General features: G+C 33.2%; 12 protein-coding genes and 1 riboswitch. Of the genes, 4 read left to right on the forward strand and 8 right to left on the reverse strand.

Features of this window, described 5'->3' with window-relative positions; genetic code table 11:
- Positions 1-62: 62 nt before the first annotated feature.
- From BUB80_RS03070 to BUB80_RS03080, 3 genes are read left to right on the forward strand one after another with little or no spacing between them, the layout of a single operon-like run.
- Entirely contained in the window at positions 63-1,415 is a 1,353-nt protein-coding gene (locus BUB80_RS03070; RefSeq protein WP_073290825.1) for a TolC family protein, read from the forward strand.
- A 10-nt stretch (positions 1,416-1,425) separates the two neighbouring features.
- Positions 1,426-2,487: an efflux RND transporter periplasmic adaptor subunit gene (locus tag BUB80_RS03075; protein WP_073290827.1), complete on the forward strand. Its 1,062-nt coding sequence runs from the start codon at positions 1,426-1,428 to the stop codon at positions 2,485-2,487.
- A 7-nt stretch (positions 2,488-2,494) separates the two neighbouring features.
- A complete protein-coding gene (locus tag BUB80_RS03080; protein ID WP_073290829.1) occupies positions 2,495-5,680 on the forward strand; it encodes an efflux RND transporter permease subunit in 3,186 nt (1,061 codons plus the stop codon).
- Between the two features lie 733 nt (positions 5,681-6,413).
- Here the strand turns inward: BUB80_RS03080 and BUB80_RS03085 are convergent.
- From BUB80_RS03085 to metE, 3 genes are all read right to left on the reverse strand, one after another.
- Positions 6,414-6,860, reverse strand: coding sequence for a KTSC domain-containing protein (locus BUB80_RS03085; RefSeq protein WP_073290831.1), 447 nt, complete (start codon positions 6,858-6,860; stop codon positions 6,414-6,416).
- A 275-nt stretch (positions 6,861-7,135) separates the two neighbouring features.
- Positions 7,136-8,689, reverse strand: a complete 1,554-nt coding sequence (locus tag BUB80_RS03090; RefSeq protein WP_073290832.1) for a hypothetical protein — start codon at positions 8,687-8,689, stop codon at positions 7,136-7,138.
- Between the two features lie 94 nt (positions 8,690-8,783).
- The gene (metE, locus tag BUB80_RS03095) at positions 8,784-11,099 is read right to left on the reverse strand and encodes a 5-methyltetrahydropteroyltriglutamate--homocysteine S-methyltransferase (protein ID WP_073290834.1); all 2,316 of its coding nucleotides are present in this window, start codon (positions 11,097-11,099) and stop codon (positions 8,784-8,786) included.
- Between the two features lie 415 nt (positions 11,100-11,514).
- Positions 11,515-11,699: riboswitch (cobalamin riboswitch) on the reverse strand.
- A gap of 153 nt (positions 11,700-11,852) precedes the next feature.
- Between metE and BUB80_RS03100 the strand changes: the two genes are divergently transcribed.
- Positions 11,853-12,314: an Lrp/AsnC family transcriptional regulator gene (locus tag BUB80_RS03100; protein WP_073290835.1), complete on the forward strand. Its 462-nt coding sequence runs from the start codon at positions 11,853-11,855 to the stop codon at positions 12,312-12,314.
- An 8-nt stretch (positions 12,315-12,322) separates the two neighbouring features.
- On the opposite strand, the gene BUB80_RS03105 is transcribed toward BUB80_RS03100, so the two are convergent.
- The 5 genes from BUB80_RS03105 to BUB80_RS03125 all read right to left on the reverse strand — a co-directional run bounded on the left by BUB80_RS03105 (position 12,323) and on the right by BUB80_RS03125 (position 15,362).
- Positions 12,323-13,186 carry a retropepsin-like aspartic protease gene (locus BUB80_RS03105; protein WP_228433657.1) on the reverse strand — a complete coding sequence of 288 codons (864 nt, stop codon included), beginning with the start codon at positions 13,184-13,186 and terminating at the stop codon, positions 12,323-12,325.
- A 143-nt stretch (positions 13,187-13,329) separates the two neighbouring features.
- On the reverse strand, positions 13,330-13,860 hold the full coding sequence (locus BUB80_RS03110) for a Crp/Fnr family transcriptional regulator (RefSeq protein ID WP_083547013.1): 531 nt from the start codon (positions 13,858-13,860) through the stop codon (positions 13,330-13,332).
- Positions 13,861-13,938: 78 nt separating this feature from the next.
- A complete protein-coding gene (locus BUB80_RS03115) occupies positions 13,939-14,322 on the reverse strand; it encodes a VOC family protein (protein WP_073290839.1) in 384 nt (127 codons plus the stop codon).
- 115 nt (positions 14,323-14,437) lie between these two features.
- Entirely contained in the window at positions 14,438-14,983 is a 546-nt protein-coding gene (locus BUB80_RS03120; protein ID WP_073290841.1) for a hypothetical protein, read from the reverse strand.
- Positions 14,984-14,996: 13 nt separating this feature from the next.
- Positions 14,997-15,362: a hypothetical protein gene (locus BUB80_RS03125; protein WP_228433659.1), complete on the reverse strand. Its 366-nt coding sequence runs from the start codon at positions 15,360-15,362 to the stop codon at positions 14,997-14,999.
- Positions 15,363-15,548 lie beyond the last annotated feature (186 nt).

Here is a 15,548-nt window from a genome sequence, read left to right on the forward strand (position 1 = left end):
TTAGAAATAAAAACGCTCACGAAGAACATTTAGATTAAAAAAATAAACGAAGTAATAATATTATGAAAAGAAAACGTATAACTGCAAATAAGCTAAAAATTGGGATAGCTGCTGCATTTATGATTTTCGGCTTTTCATCGGTGTCTGCTCAGAAGCAGGTTTCTTTACAGGAAGCTATTAAAGAGGCACTTCAAAATAAAGCAGAAGCCAAAAGAGCTGCTTTACAGATTAAAAAAGCTGAATATAAAATTGATGAAGCCAAAGCCAGTGCATTGCCACAGATAAGTGCTACTGCGGGTTTAACCTATAATCCGGTGATTCAGCAGTCTTTGCTTGAATTTGGAGGAGAAAGAATAACTGCTCAGTTGGGACAGCCTTGGAGCTCTAGTGCAGTTGTACAAGTTCAACAGGCTATTTTTGATCAAAGAGTTTTCATTGGTCTTAAAGCTGCGAAATCTACAAGAGAATTTTATGTTTTGAATGCTCAGTTGACAAACGAACAGATCATTGAAAATGTAGCAACGGCTTACTATCAGGTTTTTGTACAGGTTGAAAACCTTAAAACAATAGAAGCAAGTTATGCGAATACTCAGAAAGTAAGAAATGTTATTAAAAGCTTAGTAGATAATGGCTTGGCGAAAGCAATCGACTTAGACCGTACGAATGTTCAATTAACGAATATTGGTTCAAACAAGCAAACATTAATCAACTCAGTGGAACTTTCAAAAAATGCTTTGAAGTTTTATATGGGAGTTCCAATCGGTACTGATATTGAATTGGAAGAAAAAAGCATTGAGCCAAAACCAGAGCTTATTGCGAGCAATGTGAATCTGGATGATCGTTTGGAAATCAAAGTAAAGACCAAAAACAGAGAGCTTCTTCAATTCAATAAAAAAGCTACTGAGGCTTATCTTTATCCTACTGTAAGTCTTCAGGCCAATTATGGTTGGGCTGGGACAGGGAAAAAATTCCCGCTCACTAATGGGTTAAATAATGGAGTTCTTTGGAGTGATTATTCAGCGATCGGTTTGAATATCAATGTACCTATTTTTACGGGTGGTGCTACCAAAGCTAAAATTCAGCAAGCCGAAATTGATATTCAGGATCTAGATATGGATATCCAGAATACGCAGTTAACTTTAAGCTTAGATTATAAGAATGCCATTACGAATATGGAAAATTCTATCATCAATATTCAAAGCACGAAAGACAATGTGGATCTTGCAGAGAGAGTTCAGAATAATACACAGTCTAATTATCAATATGGTTTAGCAACGCTTACCGAAGTGTTGGATTCTGAAAACGCTTTAACACAGGCAAAACAAAATTATTCTAATGCATTGTTAGATTATAAGCAAGCTGAGATCAAGTTAATTAAAGCTAAAGGAGAATTAAACACATTACAAAACCCATAATAAACTAGAAATGAAAAAAACTTTAATATATATCATCGTAGCAGCCGTACTTGTAGGTTTAGCCGCATACAAGATTGCCGGTAATAAAGAAAAGCAAAAGACAGAAGTTGCTGAAGTTGCAAAGCAGGTTGATAAAATTAACGTAAATGTAGTAACCGTAAAAAGAGAAAATATCAATACAGATTATTCTGCAAACGGTACTTTTCTTCCAAAACAGGAAATGAATCAGTCTTCTGAAATTGCTGGACGTATTGTGAACGTTATGGTTAAGGAAGGATCACGAGTTTCTGCAGGTCAGGTCTTGGCAACGATTAAAAAAGATGCCATTGAAGTAGATGTAGCGCAGGCTCAAAACAACCTACAGAATGCCGTTATTGATAATCAACGTTACGAAAATGCATTTAAAACAGGAGGGGTTACCAAACAACAGGTTGACAACTCAAGATTGCAGTTGAAAAATGCTCAGGCAGCTGTTAAAGCGCAAGGAGTAAGAGTAAATGATGCAAGCATCCGTGCCGGAATTAGTGGAACAATCAACAAAAAAATGGTTGAGCCTGGAACAGTAGTTTCTATTGGAACTTCCATGTTTGAGATTGTTAACATCAACAGTTTAAAATTATCTGTATTGGTGGACGAAAGCCAGATTGGAAGAATCCAGTTAGGTCAGGAAGTTCCCATTAATGTAAATGTATTGCCAGAAGATTCTTTCAGTGGAAGAATTACTTTCATTGCTCCTAAAAGTGATGCTTCTTTAAATTTCCCGGTTGAAATTGAAGTGCAGAACAAAGGAAACTTAAAGGCAGGTATGTATGCAACAGCTTTATTCAAAACCAACCACGGTGCTGAAACACAGAATATGTTGACAGTTCCTGCTGAAGCTTTTGTAAATGGAGTAAGTTCAGGACAATTATTCATTGTTGAAAACGGAACTGCTAAACTGGTTAAAGTAACGATCGGTAAAATTTACGGAGATAAAGTACAAATTTTAAGTGGTCTTAATGATGGCCAGCAAGTAATTACCAGCGGACAGATTAACCTTGATAATGGTTCAAAAATCAATATTGTAAAGTAGTACATCTATGAAGTTAGCAGAAATATCGATTAAAAGACCTACGCTAGTCATTGTATTATTTACATTGCTAACGTTAGGAGGGATCTTGAGTTATTCCATGATGGGATACGAATTGATTCCGAAATTTGAAACCAATATGGTTACGATTTCCACCATATATCCTGGAGCTTCGCCTGCTGAGGTAGAAACTTCCGTTACCCGAAAGATTGAGGATGCGGTAGGATCGTTGGAAAACGTAAAGAAAGTAGAATCTTCATCTTATGAAAGTTTATCAGTGATCATGGTTCAGTTGAACGATGGAGCTGATGTAAACTATGCTTTGAATGATGCCCAGCGTAAAGTAAATGCCATTCTCTCGGAACTTCCGACGGATGTAAAAGCGCCTTCACTGAATAAATTCTCTTTGGATGATTTACCAATCATGACGTTGAGTATTTCAAGTGATAAGCTGAACAGTAAAGCACTTTACGATCTATTAGATAAAAAAATAGAGCCTATTTTCTCTCGTGTAAATGGGGTAGCGCAAGTTGACCTTGTTGGTGGACAGGAAAGAGAGATTCAGGTGAATATTGATGAGAAAAAATTGCAGGGTTACGGACTTTCTATTAGTGAAGTTCAACAGGCAGTTCTTTCATCAAACTTAGACTTCCCAACGGGAGCTTTGAAAACAAGAACTGAAAAATCTACCATTAGATTATCAGGAAAGTATAAATCTATTGAGGAAATGAGCAATCTTGTTATTTCTTCAAAAAACGGAGCGCAAGTTCGTTTATCAGATGTTGCAGCAGTTTTTGATACACAGAAAGATACTGAAAAGGTAGCTCGATATAATCAGAACCCTACGATTTTATTGCAGGTTAAAAAACAGTCTGATGCCAATGCGGTTGCTGTTTCTGAAAGCATTCAGAAAACAATTGAAAGAGTGCAGACAGATTATAAAGTACAGGGAATTAAGATTAAAACAGTAGATGACAGTACCGACTTTACATTGGAAGCTGCCAACCACGTAATCTTTGACTTGTTCTTAGCCGTAATATTGGTAGCGATTGTAATGCTATTATTCCTTCACAGTATCAGAAATGCATTTATTGTAATGGTTTCAATTCCAATCTCTTTGATTGCAACGTTTATCGGAATGTACTTAATGGGATACACGTTGAACTTAATGAGTTTACTAGGACTTTCATTGGTTGTAGGTATTCTTGTGGATGATGCGATTGTGGTATTGGAAAACATTTACCGTCACATGGAAATGGGTAAAAGCAAGATCAGAGCAGCGTATGATGGTGCTTCTGAGATTGGGTTTACCGTTTCTGCGATTACCTTGGTAATTGTGGTGGTATTCTTACCGATTGCAATGAGTTCAGGGTTGGTAGCTAATATCTTGGCACAGTTCTGCGTCACGGTAGTTATTGCAACGTTATTCTCATTATTGGCTTCATTTACTATTATTCCTTGGTTGTCATCAAGATTTGGTAAACTAGAGCACTTAACAGGTAAAAACTGGTTCCAGAAATTTATCCTTTGGTTCGAAAGAATGATTGATAAATTTACCCACTGGATTACAGGAATCCTTGAATGGTGTTTGAAATCAACATTAAGAAGAATCATGACGGTTATTGTAACGTTCATTATTTTGATCTCTTCATTCATGTTGGTTGCTTTCGGATTCATTGGTGGAGAATTCTTCCCGAAAATGGACCGTGGTCAGTTCTTAGTTCAAATGGAATTGTCTAAAGATGCAACGATTGAAAAAACAAACCAGGTTACTTTAAATGTTGAAAAATATTTAAGAGATAATAAAGATGTAGTAGACATGATCACAACAGTGGGTCAGCAGTCTTCTGGATTTGGTGGAGCGCAGGCTACTATTTATCAGTCAGAGATTCAGGTAATCTTAACAGATAAGTCTATGCGTGCTGAAAGTACAGACATCATCGCTGCAAAAATGAAGCGTGATCTTGAAGAGAAATTCACAGGCGTTGAGTTTAAAACAGCACCAATCGGATTAATGGGAGCAGATAATGCACCAATTGAAATGGTGGTAACCGCTGCAGATAACGAAACAGCTACGAAGGAAGCAACAAGAATCTTAGAATTATTGAAAAAAGTTCCGGGATCTGTAGATGCTGAATTATCAACAGACACAGGAAGCCCTGAAGTAAGAGTAAATATTGACCGTGATAAGATGGCTTCTTTAGGCTTAAATCTTTCAAGTGTAGGACAAACAATGCAGACTGCATTTAACGGAAACACAGACGGAAAATACAGAGCAGGAGAATATGAATATGACATCAATATCCGTTTGGCCGACAACAACAGAAAATCGATTGAAGATGTTAAAAACTTAATCTTTACAAACCCTGCAGGTGAGCAAGTTCGTTTGAGCCAGTTTGCTGCTGTGGACATGAGTTCCGGACCGAGTTTACTTCAACGTAGAGATAAATCTCCATCGGTAAAAGTATTGTCAAAAGTAGTGGGTCGTCCTGTAGGAGACGTTGCTAACGAATGGTCTGCTCAGTTTATGAACAGCGACAAAAAACCAGCCGGTGTAAACTATATGTGGGGTGGTGATATGGAAAATCAGGAAGAAGGTTTCGGTACGTTAGGTATTGCTTTATTGGCAGCGATCGTATTGGTATATCTGGTAATGGTTTCATTATATGACTCATTTGTATATCCATTTGTTGTATTGTTCTCCATTCCGTTGGCGATGATCGGGGTAATGGTAATCCTTGCCTTAACAGCCAATTCATTGAACATCTTTACGATGTTGGGGATGATCATGTTGATTGGTTTGGTTGCAAAGAACGCGATCTTGATTGTCGACTTTACGAATGCGAGAAAAGCGGCGGGAGCAAATACACATGACGCCTTAGTTCAGGCTAACCACGCACGTCTTCGTCCGATCTTAATGACAACGATTGCGATGATCTTCGGGATGTTACCAATTGCCTTGGCAAGTGGAGCAGGAGCGGAGATGAACAAAGGATTGGCTTGGGTAATCATCGGAGGTTTAACGTCATCATTATTCCTTACCTTGATTATTGTACCGGTAGTATATTCAATCTTTGATTCTATCCTAAGACGTATGAAAAAAGGAGAAGTAATAGACTATGAAGCTGAAATTAAAGCGGATTATGAACATAAAGAACTAAGTGAAGACGGTTACACCCCGAAACACGTAGATTAATATAACAACCTTAATTAACCGAAAAAGCGCATCAGAAATGATGCGCTTTTTTTGTCATTGCGATGAGTAAAATGAAGAAGCAATCTCAAACAATAATTGTTCATAAATTGGATCTATAATTATTTTGTAAGTCTTTGTTGAGATTCTTTCATCCAGCTTGTCATCCTGTAAGGATCTAAGCAAAATTATTAGAGATTAATTTGGAAAGATTCGTGTCTAGATCCCTACGGGATGACAAAGTGAGTGTGAGTTTGCTTGGTAAATATTAGTTTTAGTGGCTACAGTTTCTTAAGTCAATCAGAATCAAGCACATATAAAATCTGCGTAATCCGCCTAATTTGCGAGAGATAAAAGAATAACTAATTATTTGTAATTCAATCTCATCGAAAAATACTTTGAAAATACTCAATCATTATTTTGTAAATCCTTGTTGAGATTCTTTCAGAATGACAAAGCACACGCTTATTGATAACATCATCAATTTTATCGCAGATAAAATCCTTGCGCCTTAAAAACAGTGAATTAATTATAATTTGCGCCTTTGCGATTTACCAACTAATAAAGCATTCACAGTTTCCTAAGTCAATCACAATCAATAACGCATTAAATCTGCGCAATCCGCCAAATCTGCGAGAGATAAAACAAATCAACCGTCTTGTATTTTTCGTGAAATTGAAATAAAAAAGGCTTCCGGAATAAACCAGAAGCCTTCGCTTATATTGTCTATGGAGAATTAATCTGCCATCACCTCACCAGACTTTCTGTAGATGAAGCTTCCATAAATGTGTCTTCTTGCAAAACGGCTTGGCGAATCTGCATTAATCATTTTGATATATGTATTTCTTGGAACACCGATGTATTCATACATTTTTCCGTTTAAATGCTGAACTTTCAAAACTGCTTTTTCAAGATAGAAATCCTGAATATTAGATTTTGTGATCGTTTCCGTATATTCTTCTTTATATTTTTCCTGCGTTTCTGGGTTGATGCTCACCAAAAAGTGGTAGGCTTCAATGATTGTTTTGCTTTTTTCTTCAGCTTCCAGTTTGCCAGCTTCGTCATTGATGAATTTATCAGGATGCGTATCTTTCATCGTATTCCTGTAAATTGTTTTTAATTCTTTCAATGTAACGGTTTTATCAACCCCAAGAAGCTTTCTGTGCTCACCAACTCTTTTCATATGTAGATATTTATTGATTTAAGGTCATCTATAAAATCGCCCTTCTTGTATGTTGTACAATACTTTTATTGGAGATTCAATAAGTATGATCCTTATTTCGGGGTGCAAAATTAAGCTTTTTAATTGAAAAAGCCATAACTTATTCAGTATTAATTTATTTGGGGTGAAAGATGATTTATGAAATTGAGATCTAAAATAAGTACGATTAGACTTTAGGCTTGGAATTATATAATGAATAGTTTTCCTTAATTGAAAAAGTTATCGCATAATAATTTCTAAATTAATCCATATTTTTTATATAAGTACATATGATTTTTCATATATATTAATGATTTGTCCACTTCTATTTCTTCATCTATACTATGTGCATACATAAATTTTAAAACCCCTATTTTTAGATGTATAATTTCAAATTCACTATCGAGATTTATTATCTTTTCTAAAATTTCAATAACAGTTGGAATTCTATTAATATAGATTTCATTGTACTTATCAATTCCAAGAGGTGAAAACTTATAAGATTCAGCAATAAATAATAAACTGAAAATGTTTTCATTTCCAATTAAGCTATCACTCAGTTTTTGTTCAATATATTTTACTATTTTTTCATCACCATTATTACGTTTTATTATTTCAGCTAATATTTTGTAGTTTGGTGTTGAAGTCTCATATTCTAGTTTTTTATATATATTTGAAATGAGTTCATTTGCTTTTTGATGATTAAATTCTATTTGAAGTAATTCTTTTTGACTTTGTATTTGAGGAATTAAATCTAATAGATAATTATTAATATATTGATGTTTTGCTTTTTCATAACTGTCTTGAGGAAAGAACGGATTAATATAGTTGGATTCAATAATGAAATCAACAGCTTTTTTATATTCTTGTTGTTCTATGTATATTATTGAATAATATCTTTTAATTAAGGCTTTCCATACATTATAAAAAGCATTTATCTTGTCTTCATGAATTTCATAAGATATTAAATCATCTTTTATAAATACTAATTGTTCTTCCAAATCATTAAGTATCTTTATAGTATCATCAAATAATTTTTCATCAAGAGTTTGGTCTAGAAAAATTTGGCTGTTTATGAAGAAAAATAAAAATAATGTTGATTCAATTTTTTCATCGATAGTCTTATTTTGATTTTTACTAATTTCTAAATTAAGTTCTTCTATGTCATCAAATATTGCAATATTTCTAAATTGTTTTTTATCTAAGAATATACGAGTTCTTAGATTGAAGTCCAATAAATCTTTTTGAATGTAAAATGAAATAGGATTTTTTGAATTAAGTTTATATTCAATAAATTTTAAATAATTTTTATAACCAATAATTATTGGAAAAAATTGTGGAATATTTATAAGTTTAGTATCAACTATTTTAGTTCGAAATACATAGAACTTATTTTTTAATTTAAATATTTTTAAATTAATTATTTCATTTAGTTTTTCAGATTCAATATCATTAACAATAAATTCGTTGTCTTTAATAGTGTATGTAGGATAAATTGAAAAAAAGGCATTGGATTGAAAAATGAATTTGGTAAAAGAAGTGATAAAAGCAAATAAAAATGAAATAAAATAGATTAACATTATTATTTTATAATTAATATTTTCCTTTTCAATAATAAGTGTTTTTTTACAATAATATAAAAGAACGATTGTTAATGATGAGATTATAAGATAATACCAATTTTTTATAATTGATTTAAATAGATAAGAGATAAAACTTGTAACAAAATATGTTAATTTTTTTGGTAAAAAAACAGAAGCAAAAAATATAGCTATATATTTAAGTATCTCTAAAAGAATGTCATTTTTCATGAATTATATTGTTTTTCTAAACCTACAAAATTTTATTATAGAAAACAAAAACAGGAGCCCAAAAGGCTCCCGAAAAAAATAAATATCAATAATTTTAAAGTGTCTCCAAAGCAAACTCCTTACTCATTTCCCGTGAAGCTTCCACCATCGCAATCAAAGCTTTCTCCGTTTCATCCCAATGACGGGTTTTCAAGCCACAGTCAGGATTTACCCAAAGTTGCTGTGCAGGAATTACGGCTTGTGCTTTTTTCAGCAATTCCACCATTTCCTCTTTGGATGGAACTCTAGGTGAGTGAATATCGTAAACGCCCGGACCAATCTCATTCGGATATTTGAAATCTGCGAAAGCATTCAACAGTTCCATCTGACTTCTGGAGCATTCAATTGTGATCACATCAGCATCCATATCTGCGATATTTTGAATAATATCATTGAATTCAGAATAACACATGTGCGTATGAATTTGGGTAGCATCTTCCACACCGCTTGCCGAAATTCTAAAGGCTTCAACGGCCCATTTCAGATAATCTTGCCAATCAGATTTTCTTAATGGTAAACCTTCACGAATTGCCGGTTCATCAATCTGAATAATTCTGATTCCTGCTTTTTCCAAATCATTCACCTCATCACGAATCGCCAAAGCAATTTGTTTGCATGTCAATGAACGAGGTTGATCGTCACGAACGAAAGACCATTGAAGAATCGTTACAGGCCCTGTCAACATTCCCTTTACCCATTTTTGAGTTAAAGATTGAGTGTATTCCGACCAATACACCGTCATCGGATTAGGCCTGTGAACGTCTCCAAAAATCACCGGCGGTTTCACGCATCGACTTCCGTAACTCTGAACCCAACCGTTTTGCGTAAAGGCAAATCCGGACAACTGCTCCCCGAAATATTCAACCATATCGTTTCGCTCAAACTCTCCGTGAACTAAGACATCAATTCCGATTTCTTCCTGCCAACGGATGGTTCTTTCGGTTTCCTGTTTCAGTAAATTGTCGTATTGTTCAGCGTTCAATTCGCCTTTTTTGAATTTTGATCTCCAGGTTCTTACTTCTTTTGTTTGTGGAAATGAACCAATAGTTGTTGTCGGAAATAAAGGAAGATCCAACACTTTTTGCTGAGTTTCCTTTCTTACATTAAATGGAGAATTTCGTTTTGCATCATCTTCAGTGGTTACTTCAACACGGTTTTTGACGTCTTGATTATGAATTAAAGGAGATGTTTTACGGTTTTCAATCGCTGTTTTATTTTCAGCTAATTGTTGTAACGTATTGTAATCCGGATTTTCTGAAGCGAGCTTTTTTAACGTAACAATTTCATATACCTTTTGTTTTGCAAAAGCTAGCCATTGCTTGATTTCAGGAGATAGAATATCTTCATTTTTCTCTGAATCGAGGTCGAAAGGAGCGTGAAGTAATGAACAAGACGGAGCTATGAAAACTCTTTCAGAACCGATTTTTTGAACGGCTTTGTTAATGAAAGTAAGAGACTGACTGAAATCATTTTTCCAGATATTTCTTCCGTCCACAATACCTAAAGAAAGGCTTAACGAATTTGGAATGATTGATAAGACTTCATCCAATTGTTCCGGTGAACGAACCAAATCAATATGTAAAATGTCGATAGGAAGGGAAGTTGCCAAAGCAAGATTATCTTTTAATCCATCAAAATAAGTAGCTACAATGAATTTTAGATTAGGAAATTGCTTTCTGATCTCTGCATAAATAAATTGATACGTTTCTTTTGCTTTTTCAGTTAAGTCTAATGCTAAAAACGGTTCATCAAACTGAATATATTCTGCACCATGATTTTCGAGTTCCTTTAAAATTTGAATATAAACCGGAATTAAGTTTTGCGCTAAATCTAATTTGTCAAAGCCTTCTTCTTTTTCTTTTCCCAACAACAAATAGGTCAACAAACCAATAATTACAGGTTTTGCGTTGATTCCTGCTTGTTTTGCACTGATGAATTCCTGGATGATTTTATTGGAGAATAATTTGAATTCCTGATTTTTCTGAAATTCAGGGACAATATAATGGTAGTTGGTATCAAACCATTTGGTCATTTCCATGGCAGTAATGTCCAAGCCATCTTTCTGGAAACCTCTTGCCATTGCAAAATAAAGATCGAGTTCAGATTTCTTGAAAGCTATTTCCTGATAGCGCTCTGGAATGGCTCCGACGGTCAATGTCATATCCAACACCTGATCGTAATATGAAAAATCATTACATGGAATAAGATCGATCCCTGCTTCCTGTTGTAATTTCCAATTTTGGTGAGAGATTGTGTTACCTACTTCCAATAATTCGTTTAATGAAATCTTGTCAGACCAATAATTTTCACAAGCTTTTTTAAGTTCTCTGTTACTACCAATTCGCGGATAGCCAAGTACGTGTGTTTGCATTTTCTTTTAAACTTTTAATTAGTAAATCATTATTTTAAAAGTTCTTTTGAATGCTTCGCAATGTCGCAGAAGAAAAGATTTTAGGAATAGAGTAGATACATTGAGACCGTGGCTTTTCTATTTAATAATTTGATAATCTTTTAATATGTTTTTATTTTTTTGACGCAAAGTTTTAATTCAATTTCAATATTATTTAAGTGAGCAAAGAAGAATCAATAAATTGATTTTAAGAAGCGGGGCTATAAAGCATAAGCTTCATCAGCGACAAAGTCGCAAATCTTTGCTCCCTAAAAATAAGAAGCTATATCAAAAAAACTTTGCGTTTAAAAATTCAATCAAGTTAAAATTAAAATTTTAAACCAAATACGTTCACAAGTATCATCTGTATGACCCAAAAGCTTCAAACCGCGAAAGCATTGTCAATTCGGAATAGGCAGGTCTCCTGACTTGTAACAGTTTTTATCATCCTTCCCGTTTGCACAGTGGATTTTCTAGGACAAAAACCTTTGGGATATTACTTACAGTTGCGCGACAGTTCGTGATTTTCACACGATTCCCTATTAATTTACCTTACGTAAAACCTTTCCCGTTTGATGAAGTATGTTAAAGAACAAATCTTGGGTAAAGGTATTGAATAAAGTGAATTGATTGGATTTGTATTGAATATTAAGTATAATGTTTTGTTTTTAATTTATTTTGAAGTGAATTATTCTGTAAATTTGAAAAACGTAATCAAAAAAAGAATATTATTCTGTGGAAAGACTCGATGAAAAGGATCTTCAACTGTTAAGAATCCTACAAAAGAATGCAAAATTGACCGTTAAAGAGCTGGCTAAAGAAGTTAATCTTTCAGCGTCACCAGTTTTTGAACGGATGAAAAGACTCGAACAGGAGGGCTATATTAAACATTATGCAGCCGTCTTGGAAGCTGAGAAACTGAACCGTGGTTTCACTGTTTTTTGTCAGGTAAAACTGAAAATTCATGACCGTTCTGTCGGAAATGAATTCGTTAAAGATATTTTACAGATTGATGAAGTAGCTGAATGTTATAATATTTCAGGAGATTTTGATTTCCTTTTAAAAGTTCAGGTAAGGGATATGAAGCATTATCAGGATTTCGTATTCAATAAATTAGGTTCTGTAGATTCTATCGGCAGCACGCACAGTACTTTTGTAATGGCGGAAGTGAAGAATATTTATGGAGTGAATATTTAGAAAGTTGATTAATCAAAAACCGAATATAAATTCTTATTCAATTTAAAATAAATAAACTGGTTTTTAAAGTCAATAATTGTATTAAATCTTTTAAGAAATTTATTGCCAAAAAATCCTGCCATTTTATTGGTGGAATCAATACCTTCTTTTGAGCTGGAAAGAGTAATCGGAATATTATAAAGATATTTTTTAGCAAAATTTATTGAGGGACATAGAACCACTGGCATATCATATACAGAGCCGTCTGATCCTTGAGAAGTAGCTTTTCCAATGGTTTTCATTTTTGTAGCTAATGAATTTTTACTGGCAAAAGGCGAAGCAATGGTCAGCGCATCGTCTGCTCCGGTATCAAGACCAAATAGTCCTGAATATTCAACTCCATTTGCTATGAATTTACTTTCAACAGCAGGGTAGTTGTCTACTAAATGTAGTTTCACTTTTTCGTAATCTGAAAAGTTAATTTTTTCTTCATTTTCCGAGTGAAATTTGAGTTCATTTTTATTATAATCAATTTCAATGATTTTTCCTTTCATTAAATCAGTTCCGAAAACACCATCAAAATCCGTTGTTTCGTAAGGAATTAAGGTTAAAAGAATATTGGATTTTTCTAGATCTCCAAATTTTATAATATTATTACTGCTTTGTTGAACAGTATTTACGCCATTTGAACCTCTGTTTTCAGAAGTTCCATCAATTTTCAAATCTAGCTTTTTCTTTGAACTGATATTAATAACAGATCCATCTGCGCCTGTGTCAAACAAGAATTTAAGACTGTCTGTTTTATTAACTTTGCAGTATATGTAGATGCTGTTATGTTCTAAACTAAAAGGAATGATTGTGTTTTTTTCCTGTGCAGAAAAAGGGATGCTCATAAATATTATTAGAAACAAATAAACTGATTTCATGTTTTGGGTGATTATTATTTAATCTAAAATAAGATAATTTTACTTGAAGACAAAAATAATGTGAAAGAGTATTATGTAAAGAAATGAAGATCTTAAGTAGCAATTATTAATCATTTTCTACTCCTAATCCTGCTCAAAGAAACAGAAGTTATTCCCAAATAAGAAGCAATATAATGCTGAGGAATTCGGCGAATGATTTCAGGGAATTGCGAAAATAAATCATGATATCTTTGTTCGGCTGTATCTTTTATTCGGGAAATAAATAGTTTTTGATACTCGAGTAAGCGCTTTTCTAAAGAAGCGTAATAAAATTCTTTAATATCCGGATCATGATCCATTTTTTGTCTGAATTCTTCGAGAGAAGTACTGTAAACATCAATGGGCTCTATTGTTTCTATATTGTATAAGCTGGGAGAATTATAGAACAGACTTTCCCAAGATGAAATAAAAGAGCCTTCAAACATAAACTGAAAGGTAATCTCTTTTCCGTCATTATTAAGCCAGGCTCTGGTAACTCCCTTTTTTATATAGTATAATTTGCGGGCTATTTTACCTTCTTCGATTATAATTTCTTTGGCTCCAAAATTTTCTTCCGAAAAATTACGGAGAATGATAGGGAGAATTTTTTCATCAAGTTTCATATGTGTTAGGAAATAATCTAAACTAAATTAGTTATTTTTTTCTATCTCCTTTTAACAAAGCTTCCTATTTAGAATGATTTAACTTAAATAGTTGCTTACTTCAATTAGATTCTCATCAGGATCGCGGAAATAAATGGATCTTATTTTGCCTAAAGCACCTGTTCTGTCAACAATACCTTCAATGATCTCAATGTTTTTCTGTTTTAGTTCTTCTAAAACATCATGAATATCGGTTACGGAAATAAAACAAAGATCTGCCGACCCAGAAGTTGGGTACTCAGCCTTGGGTTCAAATTCATGCCCTTTTTGATGAAGATTAATCTTCTGATTTCCGAAGGTCAATGCTTTTCTGTTGTCTCCAAAGGTTACGACCTGAAAGCCCAAGATATGGGTGTAAAAATCAACTGTTTTTTCAATATCGGCTACTGTTAATACGAGATGATCTAAATGGCGGATTTCCATGATTCATTTATTTGTCATTCAAATTTCGGAAGAATTTTCAAATTTATAAAACGTTTTTTTTCGATGAGATTGATCGGTGAAAATGATTTAAGAGGAATAATTTTTCTTGAAAAAATTATTCGAGATAGTTTATGTTTATAAGTCCTTTATTGAACTCTACTTTAACAGTATCATTATTTTGATATTCAAAAATAGATTTTAAATTTTTTCTGATTCTGCTTTTATTGATTTTTTCTACATCCTTTTTATCTTGGATCGAGCCATTATTACTATTTAACCAAAAGGTTTTGTCTTCTTTATGATTGACTACTTCATAGGCTTTTGCGATTTTTGGACCTTCCGTTATTGAATTTATGTAAAGTATACTGTTGTCAATAAGACTGTGTACTCCGAAATAGAAGCTAATCCCCAAGAATACAAGAACTAGAATAATTCCGGGAATCTGATGGGTTTTAAACGATTTTCTTATTCTAAAAATAATGATTGCTGCAATTACTATAAAGATTGAAACTGCATACTTCCAGGAATAAATTTTAAAATATTTTAGATCATCAGATAAATACTTTTCTTTTATAATAGGTTCTAGTATAAAGCTTTGTAATAAATACAAAATGATAAAACAGATCACAAATATAATTTGAACCCTTGATATTTTTGCCATTTATGAAGTAATATTATTTTTTACGACTATTTATATAAATTACTTCAGGGTTTTTTCCGTCAAGATCTCTTTTAGATCTTCCAAACATTCCCACTTGAAGGTCATCAGTATTTTCAAGTTCTGATGGACTTACATAAGTATACATGCCGTATCCATGTCCTGAAACAATCCATCCTTCAGTTTGGGTTAAGTGGATGGTATTAAAATCACCTGCAGGGCCACCTGCAAACACAGGTCCGAATTCTTTCATTTGCTTTATTGCTTCATGATTAATACTTTTTATAGTATCAGCATTATCAAAAATTATATAAGTCCCATTTTTAAAAAGAACCCAATCTTGATATTTTGGATTGATGGCTAACTTAACATTTTTAATCAAATTTTCTTTACTCATCTTATTATTAGCATGTGACTTGCTTTCATTTTTTGTGGATAATTGATTGGGACTTGAATTTGAAGAATTACAATTGTGTCTGGTCCTAAAAATTCGATACAGATTATAGGATAAAAATAATTAATTAAACCAAAGCAAAAATGTTTTTGCTTTGGTTTTTTGTTTTGTATG

This window comes from Chryseobacterium polytrichastri (genome assembly GCF_900142445.1).
Classification (GTDB): domain Bacteria; phylum Bacteroidota; class Bacteroidia; order Flavobacteriales; family Weeksellaceae; genus Chryseobacterium; species Chryseobacterium polytrichastri.

Excerpts from the sequence above, each read along its gene's own strand:
- BUB80_RS03110 (WP_083547013.1), bottom strand. The coding sequence starts at position 13,860 with ATGAAACTTGATGAAAAAATTCTCCCTATCATTCTCCGTAATTTTTCG.
- BUB80_RS03105 (WP_228433657.1), bottom strand. The coding sequence starts at position 13,186 with ATGAGCATCCCTTTTTCTGCACAGGAAAAAAACACAATCATTCCTTTT.
- BUB80_RS03115 (WP_073290839.1), bottom strand. The coding sequence starts at position 14,322 with ATGGAAATCCGCCATTTAGATCATCTCGTATTAACAGTAGCCGATATT.
- metE (WP_073290834.1), bottom strand. The coding sequence starts at position 11,099 with ATGCAAACACACGTACTTGGCTATCCGCGAATTGGTAGTAACAGAGAA.
- BUB80_RS03080 (WP_073290829.1), top strand. The coding sequence starts at position 2,495 with ATGAAGTTAGCAGAAATATCGATTAAAAGACCTACGCTAGTCATTGTA.
- BUB80_RS03075 (WP_073290827.1), top strand. The coding sequence starts at position 1,426 with ATGAAAAAAACTTTAATATATATCATCGTAGCAGCCGTACTTGTAGGT.
- BUB80_RS03090 (WP_073290832.1), bottom strand. The coding sequence starts at position 8,689 with ATGAAAAATGACATTCTTTTAGAGATACTTAAATATATAGCTATATTT.
- BUB80_RS03120 (WP_073290841.1), bottom strand. The coding sequence starts at position 14,983 with ATGGCAAAAATATCAAGGGTTCAAATTATATTTGTGATCTGTTTTATC.
- BUB80_RS03070 (WP_073290825.1), top strand. The coding sequence starts at position 63 with ATGAAAAGAAAACGTATAACTGCAAATAAGCTAAAAATTGGGATAGCT.
- BUB80_RS03085 (WP_073290831.1), bottom strand. The coding sequence starts at position 6,860 with ATGAAAAGAGTTGGTGAGCACAGAAAGCTTCTTGGGGTTGATAAAACC.